12 protein-coding genes and 1 riboswitch are annotated in these 13,980 nt (G+C 54.7%); of the genes, 2 read left to right on the top strand and 10 right to left on the bottom strand.

The genetic code is table 11. From position 1 onward, the window contains the following. Positions 1-6: 6 nt before the first annotated feature. On the top strand, positions 7-438 hold the full coding sequence (locus BUB54_RS02650) for an RbsD/FucU family protein (protein ID WP_048877899.1): 432 nt from the start codon (positions 7-9) through the stop codon (positions 436-438). Between the two features lie 97 nt (positions 439-535). After that, a complete protein-coding gene (locus tag BUB54_RS02645) occupies positions 536-1,267 on the top strand; it encodes an SDR family NAD(P)-dependent oxidoreductase (RefSeq protein ID WP_073211178.1) in 732 nt (243 codons plus the stop codon). Positions 1,268-1,289: 22 nt separating this feature from the next. Here BUB54_RS02645 and atzF read toward each other — a convergent pair whose 3' ends face one another. From atzF to BUB54_RS02595, 10 genes are all read right to left on the bottom strand, one after another. After that, positions 1,290-3,065, bottom strand: coding sequence for an allophanate hydrolase (atzF, locus tag BUB54_RS02640; RefSeq protein WP_048877898.1), 1,776 nt, complete (start codon positions 3,063-3,065; stop codon positions 1,290-1,292). Next, complete coding sequence (locus BUB54_RS02635) at positions 3,065-6,544, bottom strand: 5-oxoprolinase/urea amidolyase family protein (RefSeq protein WP_048877897.1); 3,480 nt, start codon at positions 6,542-6,544, stop codon at positions 3,065-3,067. Before BUB54_RS02635 ends, atzF begins: the two co-directional genes overlap by 1 nt. 7 nt (positions 6,545-6,551) lie before the next feature. Further along, entirely contained in the window at positions 6,552-7,166 is a 615-nt protein-coding gene (locus BUB54_RS02630) for an urea amidolyase associated protein UAAP2 (RefSeq protein ID WP_048877896.1), read from the bottom strand. Then, positions 7,163-7,945, bottom strand: a complete 783-nt coding sequence (locus BUB54_RS02625) for an urea amidolyase associated protein UAAP1 (RefSeq protein WP_048877895.1) — start codon at positions 7,943-7,945, stop codon at positions 7,163-7,165. The genes BUB54_RS02630 and BUB54_RS02625 overlap by 4 nt, the downstream gene beginning before the upstream one ends. Beyond that, the gene (locus BUB54_RS02620) at positions 7,945-8,682 is read right to left on the bottom strand and encodes an ABC transporter ATP-binding protein (RefSeq protein ID WP_048877894.1); all 738 of its coding nucleotides are present in this window, start codon (positions 8,680-8,682) and stop codon (positions 7,945-7,947) included. Before BUB54_RS02620 ends, BUB54_RS02625 begins: the two co-directional genes overlap by 1 nt. Continuing rightward, complete coding sequence (locus tag BUB54_RS02615) at positions 8,679-9,497, bottom strand: ABC transporter permease (RefSeq protein ID WP_048877893.1); 819 nt, start codon at positions 9,495-9,497, stop codon at positions 8,679-8,681. The genes BUB54_RS02620 and BUB54_RS02615 overlap by 4 nt, the downstream gene beginning before the upstream one ends. After that, positions 9,497-10,651, bottom strand: a complete 1,155-nt coding sequence (locus tag BUB54_RS02610; RefSeq protein WP_241869320.1) for a putative urea ABC transporter substrate-binding protein — start codon at positions 10,649-10,651, stop codon at positions 9,497-9,499. The genes BUB54_RS02615 and BUB54_RS02610 overlap by 1 nt, the downstream gene beginning before the upstream one ends. Before the next feature lie 5 nt (positions 10,652-10,656). Further along, positions 10,657-10,767, bottom strand: a riboswitch (guanidine-I (ykkC/yxkD leader). 160 nt (positions 10,768-10,927) lie between these two features. After that, on the bottom strand, positions 10,928-11,431 hold the full coding sequence (locus BUB54_RS02605; protein ID WP_048877891.1) for a flavin reductase: 504 nt from the start codon (positions 11,429-11,431) through the stop codon (positions 10,928-10,930). Between the two features lie 21 nt (positions 11,432-11,452). Next, positions 11,453-12,931: an aldehyde dehydrogenase gene (locus BUB54_RS02600; RefSeq protein WP_048877890.1), complete on the bottom strand. Its 1,479-nt coding sequence runs from the start codon at positions 12,929-12,931 to the stop codon at positions 11,453-11,455. After that, positions 12,924-13,979, bottom strand: coding sequence for an LLM class flavin-dependent oxidoreductase (locus BUB54_RS02595; RefSeq protein ID WP_048877889.1), 1,056 nt, complete (start codon positions 13,977-13,979; stop codon positions 12,924-12,926). Before BUB54_RS02595 ends, BUB54_RS02600 begins: the two co-directional genes overlap by 8 nt. Between the last annotated feature and the right edge of the window lies 1 nt (position 13,980).

Genomic DNA, 13,980 nt, shown 5'->3' with positions numbered 1-13,980 from the left:
CCCGGCATGTTGCACGGCATTGACCCACTACTCACCGCCGACCTGCTGTACGCATTGCGCGCCATGGGTCACGGGGACACCATCACCATTGTCGACGCGAACTTTCCCGGCGCGAGCTGTGCACGGCAGCTTATCAATTTGCCGGGGCTTGAAATTGGAGCTGTTTTCCAGGCTGTACTCAGCGTTCTCCCGGTGGACGATTTTATTCCTGTGCCTCTTTTAACAATGCAAGTTGTCGGGGACCCGGAATCTGTACCGCCCGCAGTCGCGGAGGTGCGGCGTATTGCGCAAGATGCGGGCGTGGAGCCAGAGCGCATAGGTACAGCGGACCGGCATGACTTTTATAGAATGGCGCGCGACAGTTTTTGCATCGTACAAACTGGCGACCGGCGGCTATATGCCAATGTCATTGCAACCAAAGGCGTTATTCGACTTTAAAGTTGGCATTTACCGTTTCCTTAGTACAGATTGGCGGCAGACATTGTGCTTCGAGCCTGGGATGGGTGATTTCTAGCTTTGGGAATAAGGAAAGAAGATGCTGACTGGAAAAGTGACGCTCATCACTGGTGCTACTGCAGGAATAGGTATGGCGACTGCCCGCCTCTTTGCTGAACGCGGTGCAAAACTTTTACTCACCGGGCGTAACGCGGAAGCCGGTGAGGCATTGGCGTATGATCTTGGCGCAAAGTTTTTGCCGACAGACGTTACTGATAAGGACGCCCCTGCCAAGCTGATTGATTGGGCCGAGCAGACGCATGGCCGGTTGGATGTTTTGGTGAATAATGCCGGTATATTATTCCAGGGCGATTCCCAAGCCTGTAGCGATGAACAATGGGACTTGACCTTGGCCGTGAATGTGACAGCCGTCTTCCGTCTCTCCCGTGCTGCGGTGGTCGTTATGGCCCGGCAAGGAGGCGGAACCATTGTCAATGTCGCCTCCGATTGGGGCCTGGTTGCCGCAACGCAGGCCGTGGCCTACGGCACCAGCAAGGGCGCAATTATCCAGCTCACGCGCAGCATGGCGGCCGATCATGCGCGTCAGGGGATCCGCGTAAACGCCGTATGCCCTGGAGATACGGATACAGCCATGCTCCGCCACGAGGCTGCCAGTGAAGCCCGGCTACTTGAAATGGCGGAGGCTATTCCCCTTGGACGCCTTGGCCAACCACGGGACGTGGCGGCAGCGATTGCTTTTCTGGCATCTGATGACGCAAGTTTTATCACCGGTGCCATGCTGCCTGTAGATGGCGGCAACTCGGCCGTGTGACGCGACATGCTTTAACGGTCCTTCAACGCTCCGTTAGATATGCCCGCCATCCGCCATAAGAGGTGATGTCTTCGGCTCCTTCCAAGGCATAGGCTTCGCATAGAAAGCCCGGATGTACTGAACCATCGTCCAATGTAACCCGCCCGATTCCCATAGGGGCTGGCAGGGCGGCAACGAAGCGGCCAAATGCTTCCGGACTCAGGCTCCAGACTTCCACGGCGATCCCGGCACCAGAGAAGCCGGGAGTTTGGGCAAGTCCCGGCTTAAGTGGAGTAGTGGCTAGGGCGTAAAGCTTGTAGTCGTGCGCCGTGACAGCCTGGCGGACGAGGCGTGCCCCCAGACTTATCAGTTCGTAGTTCAGGGCCATACCAGATAGATGCGCGCCTGCGACGACAATGGTGACGCCGTCTACAGGGGCCTCGTAACTGCTTTGCGGCAGAGCGTGAGTAAAACCTGCCCCTGCACCTAAAGCTTTGTGCAGTTTGTCGGCGTAACCAGAGAGCGCGGCCTCTGAAAATGCCGGACCGACGAAACTGACACCAAAAGGCAACCCATCTGACCGGAACCCGGCAGGCAGCGCTATGGCTATCATGTCCAGAAGATTCACGAAGTTGGTGTAGATACCGAGTGTGGAGTTATGTCTCACCGGCTCGGCGAGCATCTCCTCTACTGTGAAAATGGTAGGGGCCGTAGGTAACAGGAGTACATCACATTTGGCAAATTCGGCCCTGGTACGCTGGCGTAGGGCCTGAACCTTGTAAATATCGTCAAATGCATCAGCCGCGGAGAATTTATGTCCGCCTTCAATGATGGCACGGACCACAGGATGTATATCGTCCGGGTGTTTCTGCATGAAGGCTCGGGTGGCGGCTGTGCGTTCAGCAACAAAGGCACCGCCATAAAGCAGCGCCGCGATGTCCAGAAACGGGGTGTAATCAATCTCCACCAACTCCCATCCTAGAGACTGGGCTTGGATAAGAGCTGTTTCATAGAGCGCTGCAGCTTCGCGGTCCCCGGCAAAATCCTTATCCTTCGCGCCCAGCACGCCAAGGCAAGGTGTGTTTGGTAAGGGATGGTTGGATGGCGAACGGGAATAGGCATCCGCTGGATCGTAACCTTCCGCAACGTTGAGTACAGTCATAGAATCCGCCGCACAGTTGGCGAAAATTGAGATACAATCGAGACTTTTGCACGCGGGAACAACCCCGGCAGCGGAGAGCCGGCCAATAGAAGGCTTTAGCCCAATGAGATTGTTGAACGCAGCCGGAACCCTACCAGAACCTGCCGTGTCTGTACCTAGCGAGAAAGCAGCAAGACCAGCGCCTACCGAAACAGCGGACCCAGAGGATGAGCCGCCAGAAACATAAGCCAAGTTGAACACCGAACGCGGCGCGCCATAAGGTGAGCGCGTTCCATTAAGCCCGGTGGCAAACTGGTCCAGATTGGCCTTGCCTAGCAATAGCGCTCCAGCCGCGCGCAGGCGGGCGACGGTGGTGGCATCCTTCTCGGCTATATAGGCAAAAGCTGGGCAGGCAGCAGTGGTGGGAAGGCCGGCTACGTCAATATTATCCTTCACTACATAAGGGATGCCGTAGAGCGGCTTGCCGGAGGGACCCTCCGCTTCAAGGCTAGCTGCTTCGGCTAAGAGACACTCCTCAGGCACGAGAGAAATAAAGACGGCCTTGTCATGATAAGCTGCAATGCGCGCCAATAACATCTTGACAAGTTCAGTGGGGGTCAGTGTGTGATCAGCATAGGCTGCGTGTATTGCGGAGAATTCCAACTGTTCAGGAATCATCAATTCATCTCCATGGTGATGACGCCCAGACGTTGGCCGGCACGAACGCTCTGACCGGGTGCGGCGGCAAGGGTGGTGATACGGCCAGAAACGGTGGCCTGAACACGTACTTCCATCTTCATCGATTCCAAAATCATCACCACATCCCCACGCTGTACCAAGCTGCCAGGCTCAGTGAGAATTTGCCAAATACTTCCCGGCACAGGGGCGGCTATGGCGCGGCTGCCGGAGGGCAGGGGCGTTTCCTTTGCGGCTGGGGCAGTGTAAAGTTCTTCAAAGGTGTTCAACCCTTTGGCGGCCCAGTCCTCACGTTCGGCGGCAAATGCCGCACGCTGAGTCGTTTGAAAAGCGTTAATACCCGCGGCATTCTCAGTGCAGAATGCATGATAGTCACGTAACGAAAAGCTGCTTTCCTCAATATGAAGAGGGTATTTCCCGTGGGGAAAGGCTTCGCGGGCTTCCAGAAGTTCCTGTTCGGAGACTTCAGTGAAACGGATGCGGTCGAAATGCCGTAATAGCCATGGTTTTCCTGACTCAAAGGGAACAGGCTGCCTGTGCGTGTTCCAGACCTGAATGGTACGGCCGAAAAGCTGATAGCCGCCGGGACCTTCCATGCCATAGACGCACATATATGCCCCGCCAATGCCAACGGCATTTTGAGGCGTCCAAGGCCGGGCGGGATTGTATTTAGTGGTTACAAGGCGATGGCGTGGATCATAAGGTGTGGCAACAGGGGCGCCAAGGTAAACGTCCCCTAGCCCGAGAACGACATAAGAGGCGTCGAAGACAATGCGCTTCACATCGTCAGTGCTCTTCAGCCCATTTATACGACGAATAAATTCAATATTGTCCGGGCACCAAGGCGCGTTTGGGCGCGTCGTTTCTTGATATTTCCGCATCGCAAGACGAATCTGACTATCATTCCAGGACAGCGGCAAATAGATCGTACGCGCTTTTACAACCATGTCCTCGGGTGCTGGTAGGCAAGTGACGATCTCCTCGATCGCCTCAATCATCTTAGCTGAGTTTGTCTGAACTGAGTCAAAGTGCACCTGCAGGGTGCGGATACCTGGGGTTAGGTCTACAACACCTCTTAGCTGAGCGGCTTCCAACGCATCACGGAGAGCTTGGGCACGCAAGCGAAGTTCAAAATCCAGCTTCATATCGCCGAATTCGACAAGCAAGTCTTCATCGCCAGCGCGGCGGACGACAACATCCTTATAGTTTGAAACGATGGCGGGAGCTGAGTTGGCGCGGACAAAACGGATCTTGTCGCCTGGCTTCAACTGACCGAGTTTCCAAAGGTCAGTCTTTGTCACAACAGCGGGACAAACAAAGCCACCTAATGACGGGCCGTCTGGACCTAGTAAAATAGGCATATCGCCGGTAAAATCTATGGCGCCAACAGCATAGGCGTTATCGTGAATGTTGGAAGGGTGAAGACCAGCTTCCCCTCCATCCAGCCGCGCCCATTTAGGTTTGGGGCCGATCAAACGGATACCCGTACGGGCGGAGTTGTGGTGAACCTCGTAAATGGAGCCAAATAACGTGGCAATATCTTCGTCCGTGAAAAAGTCGGGTGCGCCGTGAGGGCCGTAGAGAACAGCGAGTTCCCAATCGTGGGTAATGGTAGGCGGCGGGGCGGGCAAAGTATCAGGCACCCGGACAGGCGGGTTAAAGCGCAGTGTATCACCCACACGCAAGGCGCCACCGGTGGCACCTCCAAAACCGCCCAGCGCGAAGGTGGCGGTACTTCCAAGATATTCTGGAGCGCGAAATCCGCCCGAGATGGCAAGATAGGTTCGCTGACCGGGTCCTTCTATCATACCGAGCTCCAACACTTGCCCGGCTTTTACCGCCACCGGTTGGTGGTAAGGAATGGAGATGTCATCCAGCAAGGCTGGCATATGAGCACCGGAAAGGGCGATGAGCGTATCTGCTAAAAAGCGTAAGGTGGGTCCCATGTGCGTGAGTTCCAAGACCGCCGCATCATTTGCATTATCCAGCAAGGCATTGGCATGGGTATGATGGAGGTCGTCCATCGGCCCGCTTGGCGGAATGCCGACCTCCCAGTACCCTAAACGCCCTGGCAGGCTCTGCAAACTTGATTGCGCACCAGGGTCTAGCACTTCCGCCACTAAAGGGATGAATGTAAAGTTTTCTAGGCTGCGGGTCGTCATCTCGCCCGCAACGAATTCAGGCAGCGCCAGAATTTTCTTCAGATAATCGAGGTTGGTCTCAATTCCAAAAATTTGGCTTTGGTTCAGACTTGCTTGTAAATTGCAAATCGCCTCGCTGCGAGAAGCGCCACGGGCAATGAATTTCGCCAGCATCGGATCATAAAAAGCGGATATTTCCGTGCCAGTCTCCACCCATGTATCCACGCGCAGACCAGGCCCCGGCTTGAAAGCTGTGAGGGTACCACTGGATGGTGCGAAGTGATTTCCTGGATTTTCCGCATAAATTCGCACCTCAACGGCCGCGCCTTGCGGCTGAAGCGCGCTTTGTGCAGGAAGGATAAAGCTGCCGGCCGCTTGTTCAATCATCCATCTTACAAGATCGACACCGTAAACTTCCTCGGTTACGCCATGTTCAACCTGCAGGCGAGTATTCACCTCCAGGAAATAGAATTTCTGCGCTTCTGCGTCGTAAATGAACTCGACCGTACCTGCAGATTCATAATTTACCGAAGACGCGAGTGCGATGGCAGCATTTTGCATTGCCTCCAGCGTGGTATCAGGCAGGTTAGGGGCGGGGGTTTCCTCGACCACTTTCTGATTGCGGCGCTGGAGAGAACAGTCTCGTGCGCCAAGGGCAACAACATTGCCTTGGCCATCGCCAAAGATTTGAACCTCCACATGACGGGCAAGAGGAACATATTTTTCAAGAAATAGAGAAGCATTTCCAAAATTATTGGCCGCCAGGCGTGCGATACTATCATACTTGTCAGCCAACTCTACGTCGCTATAGCAGAGCACCATGCCAATGCCGCCACCACCCGCACTACTTTTAAGCATAACGGGATAGGTGATACGGTGAGCCTGCTCCAGGGCTTCCTCGCGAGTAGAGAGCACACCTGTGCCAGGAAGCATGGGAACGCCGGCTTTCTGCGCTAGGGCACGGGCTGTATGCTTCAGTCCAAATCCTTGCAAATGTTCATGACGAGGGCCAATAAATTTAACTCCGGCAGCCGCCAAGCGCTCCGCAAACTCAACGCGTTCGGACAAGAATCCATAACCCGGATGCACGGCGACGGCGCCAGTCTCTCGACAGGCTTTTATAATGGCATCAATGTTCAGATAGCTCTGCGCTGCTGGAGAAGAGCCGATATGCACAGCCTCGTCTGCGGACAAAACAGCGGGTGAGAAGCGGTCGGCGTCTGAATATACGGCAACGGAACCTATGCCCATATCCCGCAATGTACGGCAGACACGATCCAGAATCTCGCCACGATTGGCGATGAGAACTTTACTGAACATGACGACCTTATTCACTGATGATGATTTGAATAGGCGTAGGGGTGAAGCCATTACATGGATTGTTCACCTGCGGACAATTTGAAATCAGCACGAGTACATCCATCTCCGCCTGCAGTTCCACATAGCCTCCCGGTTCGGAAATCCCGTCATCCACCGTTAGTTCACCATTGGGACGGATAGGGACGTTCATGAAAAAATTAACGTTGGAAACAAGGTCACGCTTACTCATGCCATATTTTGATAGTTCCGTAATAAAATTTTCTCGGCAAGAGTGCATGAAGCGTGTTTCATGACCGAAGCGCACGGTATTGCTTTCACAGGAGCAGGCGCCCGCGCAGGTGTCGTGGAAACCACATGTATCTGAAACGATTTTCAACATAGCCCGACCCTCATTAGAGAGTAGGACGGACCCGGTGCTAAGGTCATAACGTCCACCTTGTCCGGCCTGGAAGGCCAGCGTGTCCTGGGCGGAGTAGCGTTCTGTCGAGTCATGCGCGTTATAGAACAGTGCATCCACGGCCTGTTGGCTTTTGAGGTCTATGATGCGAATGGTCTGCCCCTTTTTCAGCACGACAGAATAGGGAGCGCGGGCAGGAACATTCGTATCTGATATAATAGTCATTTGGCAAAATACCCGTCGTTGTTGATAAAACCGCGGGCGGCTTCCTCAGTGAAATGACGGCAAAGGTCCTGAGAATCCGCTTCCGGCATCTGCCAAGCAATGTAGGAGATGTGGCCGGTGGCCTCTTGCGTAGGGCTGAGTGCGTGCGGGGTGTTAGAGAGTACAATCAGTAGATCCATCTCCGCACGCAAATCAACCATTGCGCCTGCTTGCGGGTTGCCACGCCAACGCATAACGCCATTACTATCAACGGCAACAGGAGAAAATAACGAAAGGGCCGGGGCGACATCTCGCCTGGAGAGACCAAATTTAGCGGCGGCGGTGCGCAGATTATCACGCCCATTACGTCCCATTGTTTGCGCGGGTCCGTTGGGACCGACGATGGCATCATGCCCTGCGCCACTATCCGCGACAATCGAGGCCAGCACGCGCCCCATATCAGAAAATAATACGCGGCCAGTTGTAAGGTTTGTGGTCCATTGAAGCTTCATGGTGTCACCGGCGTTAAATCTTTCGGACACTTCTTCTTTGTTCCATATAAAGAATGCTGCACCTGGCGTACCAGAAGTATTGATGATCCGAAGCCCTGTGCCACGGGGCAGGCGGAGATTTGCATACCAGCCGGGGGGAATGGCATCCTCTAAAAAAACTTCTTCTGATTTTATATTAACGAATTTTGTTTCCGAACTGAGGCTGGCGGCACGGACGCGGGCAGCGTCTTGCAGCGCTTCGTAGCGTTCGCGATATTGCGCCGGTGTAAGTTTGTCGAGATCGAGCATCAGATGGCTCCTGTCTTGGTCTTGGTGCGCGGATGCACTGGAATGTCATGGGTAATACGAGCACCCTTGGTAGGATCATCCGCCAGAGGACGCTCAAGAACGATTACACGCGTACCAAGCCGAAAAGCTTCGGAGATGTCATGCGTAACCATTACCACTGTCATCTTCGTCTCTTCCCAGAGACGGTTGGTAAGCACGTGAATATCAGCCCGTGTACCGGGGTCGAGTGCAGAGAAGGGTTCGTCCAACAACAGCACACGTGGCTTGGCGATAAGCGCCTGTGCCAGTGCAAGGCGCTGCTGCATACCGCCGGAGAGCTGTGCTGGATAGAGCGTAGCCGCGCGCAGCAACCCAACGTGATCGAGCATTGTCCGAGCTTCTTCTTTCATGTTGTAGCGTCTGGAACCGAGGATTTTACCCAGGATACGACAGCTTCTTAGCTCTATCGGCAACAACACGTTATCCAGCACCGAAAGGTGCGGGAATACGGAATAACGCTGGAACACTACTCCGCGTTCGCGCGTTGGTTCCTTTGGAAGATTTGTGCCATCAAAAAGAATACTCCCGCGTGTACAAAACACTTCGCTCATCAACATACGCAGTAGCGTCGTCTTGCCACAACCTGATGGCCCAACAATGGAGACAAAGCTTTTTTCAACAATGCTTAGATTCAGATTCTCTAATACGACACGGTCATTATAAATCTGCCAGAGATCTTTGATCTGAATAAGGCTCATTGAGACTTCGCTCCAGCGAACCAAGGAAATGCATAACTCTGAATCAGGCGCAATGCGATATCAAACAAGAACGCGAGCAACGTAATCCAGATTACATAAGGAATAATGATATTCATGGCGAAATATCGACGCACCAAAAAGATCCTGTACCCCAATCCATCCTGTGCAGCGATGGCTTCCGCAGATATCAGATAAAGCCAGGCTGGGCCGAGCGATAGACGTAGGGCATCAATCAAACGCGGCAACATTTGCGGCACAACAATACGCAGTGCTATCTGCCATGAGGAACCTCCAAGCGTTTGGGCTTTGATAATTTGTGCAGCTGGAATTTCTTCCACGCGCAGAATTAGATCGCGCATCATGAAAGGAGCTGTCCCGATAACGATAAGCGTAACCTTCGAAATTTCACCAATGCCAGCGATGATAAATAGAATTGGCAAGACTGCCAACGGCGGCACCATCGAGAACGCCGCAACAAATGGTACCAATAATTTTTTTAGGTATGGAACCATACCTACCGAGATTCCAACAACAAAGGATATCAAAGCAGAGATTGAAAGCCCTTCAATGAGACGCGTGATACTGGCGGCTGTGTCACTCCAGAGAAGAAATTGGCCCGTAGCCATGTCTTGCGTGAACGCCATACGCCTCATGGCAATGGCCATCTGTGACAAGGTTGGCAGCAACTTATCATCAGGATTGGCCTCGTGCCTAGCCGCCGAGGCGGCCAGGTAGGCCGCAAACAACAGCACGAAGGGCAGAATGGCGAGGATTTTCGATCCTCGCTTACCCGGATGCAGGTTAATGAGCCGCATCAGAGTTGATGCGCGGCGGTCATTGCCATATATTCCGCGTTAAACCTGAACTTTACGTTTTTAGTATCACCTAGAACATGGCCACTGGGGAATTCGATGCCAACGACATTCGGGGAGGCAGCACCCTGACCTAACATACCCCAAGCAAACAAGAATTGCCGTACATGGTCCATTGTGGCGATGAGTTGTGATCCCTTGGTAAAATCGGCTGCCTTCTCGGGACTAGAGAAAAGATGTGTGGTTTTAAGCTGGCTTGCGAAGCCTGCGTAATCAGTGCCGGAAAGCTGGCCCATTTCAGCCTGCGCTTTCTTCGCTTCTGGCGTATCAGACAACATAATGCCTAGCGTCTCGTACCAAATACCACACAACGCCTTAGCAAATTCAGGATTTGCGTCCAGCGTTTTGGAGTTGACGATTACTAGATCAAGAATCTCGCCTGGAATCTGCGAAGAGTTGAATACGTTATGAGCTCCCTTGTCAGCATCAATCTGCTCAACAATAGGGTTCCACGTTACAACCGCTGTTACGTCCGGAGTAAGAAATGCTGCTGCCATATCGGCATCAGACGTATTAACGAGCCTAACGTCGCGCTCAGTCATGCCATGCAGCTGAAGCCCTCGATCCAACAAATACTGAGAGACAGAATATTGAACGATATTGATTTTTTGGCCCTTGATATCCTCGAACTTTGTCTTGCCTTTCAAGATGACGGCATCATTGCCATTGGAATAGTCTCCGGTGATGATAGAGGTTGAATCCACTCCACCTACGGCAGGTACAGCCAACGTATCCATGTTGGTGATTGTCAGCGCATCGAACATGCCGGATGTATATTGATTGATGGAGGTGGCGTAATCGCTAACCTGCACCACTTCGATCTCAATGCCGTATTTGTCGGCCCATTTTTTTACAATGCCTTGCTGGGCGGCCCATGGCCAAGGCATCCAGCCAACATAAACGGTCCAGGCCAAAGTGAATTTCTTTTTGGTGGCTGCGCGTGCGGGCAGGGCAGGCGCTATAGTTGCAGCTGCAGCCAGCCCAGCGCCGGATTTAAGAAAAGTCTTACGAGTTAGCATTAATAGTCTCCCATCGTTGAACAACCAGCCTTCAGCGATGCGAGGGATACAAAGAGAGCTGATGCGTATCCCGCGCATCTTGGCTCTCCCGGGCTTTTGTCCCGCCGTGCATCATGCGAATGTCTCCCGCATGACCGCTGCTCTCGGACCAGCCACCGGACAAATGCCCAGCCGGAACCCTAGCAGCCTTTACGATGGATATGCTGAGCAAAAGCTGTGCCAACGGCTTGAGCTATACGGCAACAGTCTTTCGGGGGGAGGTCTAGATCAAAACCAGAAGTGACGCTTCAGAAATTGCTTATTTTTTGCGTGTGTCGGCTAATTTATAAGCAACACCATAATGGCAAAGCTTGCTCAAATAGCCCCTTGAGCTGTTTCAAGACGGTGATAGCGGCGTTGATGATAGACTAGCCCTGATGCGGCCGGGTATAGTTTAATCTCCTGCACGTCGCAGAACATCACTTGATGCGTGCCAACTTCAACGATGTTGGAGATCAGGCAATCCAGCGCGGCGGCGGCATCCTCCAGGACCGGAGCACCGGTTGAAAGGCGCTGCCAAGCTGTCTGGGCGAAGCGTTCCGGCATGCTCAGACCCTGCTGCCCAGCAAAAATACGCGAAAGCTGCTCGCCATCGGCATTGAGAACATTCACGCATAGCGGCCCCGCCTGCCGGAATGCTCCAGCAATTCTGCTGCTCTTATTCATGCACACCAGAATTGTCGCGGGCGTATCGGTCACGCTGCAAACAGCGGAAGCCGTGAACCCCATATCACCCTCGGGGGTTGAAGTAGTTACAATATTTACCGCAGCGCCTAGCCGTGCCATGGCCTCCCGAAAATACTGATTTTCAACAATCATGCTATTATACCTTCCAATGCTTCACCGCATTACAAACGGGTCTGGTAACGGTGCGTCGGAGAGATTGATCCATACAGATTTCGTACGTGTGTAATCGAGAATCGACTCAGTGCCGCCTTCACGGCCAAGCCCACTTTCCTTATACCCGCCAAAGGGAACCAAGGGGGAGATGACCCTGTACGTATTTATCCACACCACCCCGGCCCGCAACTGACGCGAGAGCCGGTGCGCGCGGGCCAAGTCTTTTGTGAATAAGCCGCTCGCCAGACCGAATTTCGAATCATTCGCCAGCCTCAGCCCTTCATCCTCAGTATCAAACGCCATTACGCTCAACACGGGGGCGAAAAACTCCTCGCACAGGCAAGGTGTCTCGGGCTTATGGCAAAGCAGGATCGTTGGTCGCAGATAAAACCCTTCGCCAAAGCCTTCCGGCACCGCGCCGCCCGTGACCAGATCTGCCCCATATTCTAGGCTGGCCTTGATCAGTTCTAAAGCCCGCTTCCGTTGCCGGGCGGTAGCTAGCGGTCCCATCTGCGTATCCGGACTGGAGGGATCGCCGATTACAATTTGTTCGGCCCTTGCTTTCAACTTCTTCAATACCGTCGCAAGCAGCGGTCTTTGTACCAGCAGGCGGGAGCCCGCCACACAACTTTGGCCGCTGGCTGCGAAAATCCCGGCGATTACGGCGCTCACCACATTGTCAACGTCCGCATCGTCAAAGGCCAGCACGGGTGATTTCCCTCCCAGTTCCAGCGTCGTCGCAGCGAGGTTGGCGGCGGAGTTACGCACGATATGCCGCGCCGTCTCCGGCCCGCCAGTGAAGGCTATGCGCGAAACCAGCGGATGCGTGGTCAGCGCCTGCCCGCATTCCGCCCCAGTGCCGGTGATGATGTTTACCACGCCAGGCGGGAACCCGGCCTCATGCACCACGCGGGCGAATTCTAGCAACGGCGCAGCGCCGTCCTCAGCGGCTTTCAACACCACTGTACAGCCCGCCGCCAGTGCAGGGCCCAACTTTACCGCCGCCAGAAAGAGCTGCGAGTTCCACGGCACCATGGCCGCCACCACGCCCACCGGCTCACGACGCAGCGTTACATCCATGTCCGGCTTGTCCACCGGCACGGAAACGCCCATCACCTTGTCCGCCAGCCCGGCGTAAAACCGGAAATATTCCGCGATATAGGCAATCTGGCCGCCGGTCTCACGAATGATCTTGCCCGTATCCCGTGTTTCCAGCGCCGCCAAGCGCGGTGCCGTTGCCGCGAGCAAATCTCCCAGCCGGAATAGCAGCTTTCCGCGTGCCGTGGCAGTCAGCCCAGCCCAAGCGGGATCGTGCAGCGCCGCGTCAGCGGCATGCACGGCCCGGTCCACATCTTGGGCGGAAGCGGCGGGCATCAGCGCCCAAGGCTTACCTGTGGCAGGATCCAGGCTCTCGAAACACGCCCCGGCATCCTCAAATTTTCCGGCGATGTAGTGCTGGAAACGCGTCAACTCAGGCATATTCGTGCACTTCCTGGAAATGCGGCATCACCTCCTTAATGAAGCGCAGCAGAGAGGCTTTCTTGCGCGCGAAGCTCATGCCGCTATCAATCCACATGCTGAACTGGTCATAGCCCAGCGCCTCATAACTCTTGAGCCGCGCCACCACCTCATCTGCAGTGCCAATGACGAGGTTTTTCCGCACTGCCTCCGGTGAAAATTGCGGCATAGCGGCCATTTCCTCTGGCGTCATCCTTTCCATAGCACCTCGCGTTACCGGCCGCTTGTTCAAAAACCAGGCACCGAAATAGCAATAGAAGCGGCTCAGTTCCTCCGCTCCGCGCGCGGCATCGGGCTCATCGGAGGCCACATAAGTATGTTGCAGCAGCATGATCTGCGGGCGCTTCACCTCTGGGTTGGCCTCACAGGCGGCATTGAAGCGCTGCATCAGGCTTTCCACTTCCACATCCCCGCTGGCCAGGGGGGTCACCTGCACATTGCACCCTGTCCGCACTGCGAATTCGTGTGAGTTAGGGTCCCGTGCGGCCACCCACATCGGCGGCCCGCCCGGCTGCACCGGTTGCGGTACGGCGCTGGTTTTTGGAAACTGCCAATATTCGCCCTGATGCTCGTAATCGCCCTGCAGCAGCTTCTGCACCGCAGGCACCAATTCGCGCATCCGCAGGCCCGCTTCCATCGGCGTCAGCCCTGGATGCAGCCGCTCATACTCGTAGCTGTAAGCCCCGCGTGCGATCCCCAACTCCAGTCGGCCGCCGGTGATGACATCCGTCATCGCCGTTTCGCCCGCCAGCTTGATCGGGTGCCAGAACGGCGCGATGACCGAACTGGTGCCAAGCCGGATCTTCGTCGTCTTCGGTGCCAGATATGCGATCTGGATAAACGGGTTCGGCGCAATGGTGAACTCCATGCCATGATGCTCGCCAATCCAGGCGGCTTGCATACCGCCTTCTTCGGCCAGCTTCACCAGGGCCTCCAACTCGTTCAGAAGCTCAGTATGGCTCTGCCCGGCTTCTAGCCGTTCCATATGCACAAACAGCGAGAATTTCATC

Source organism: Acidocella aminolytica 101 = DSM 11237, assembly GCF_900129125.1.
In the GTDB taxonomy this organism is placed as follows: Bacteria; Pseudomonadota; Alphaproteobacteria; order Acetobacterales; family Acetobacteraceae; genus Acidocella; species Acidocella aminolytica.
This window is presented reverse-complemented; position numbering and strand designations above follow the sequence as displayed.